The 273-nt window shown below is 55.7% G+C and carries 1 pseudogene; it reads left to right on the top strand.

Annotation, left to right across the window (positions count from 1 at the left end):
- Nucleotides 1–64: 64 nt before the first annotated feature.
- Nucleotides 65–273: pseudogene (locus tag SB822_RS57110) on the top strand (MFS transporter); the annotation flags it as partial.

The following is a 273-nucleotide window of genomic DNA, read 5'->3' as shown; positions in this document are numbered from 1 at the left end:
ATCGCCTTTGCCTGAAAGGAGTGGTAGGGTTGTCCGACATCCTCCATTCCCTTCAGGCCCATTCATGTCCAAAATTCAGCCTTCGGCTTCATCGCCGGAAACTTCGCCACGTTCGTCTGCACGATTGGCGGAACTAGCGCTTGCCATCGGCGGCTTCGGTATAGGTACCGGTGAGTTCGCCATTATGGCGCTGCTGCCCCGATATCGCACGTGATCTTAATGTGACCATACCGCAAGGCGGCCATCTCATCAGTTCTTACGCGCTCGGTGTTC

The sequence above is a fragment of the Paraburkholderia sp. SIMBA_054 genome (genome assembly GCF_046534875.1).
Lineage (GTDB): Bacteria > Pseudomonadota > Gammaproteobacteria > Burkholderiales > Burkholderiaceae > Paraburkholderia > Paraburkholderia hospita.
The sequence above is the reverse complement of the archived record's forward strand: the minus strand, read 5'-3'. Positions and strand labels throughout refer to the sequence as shown.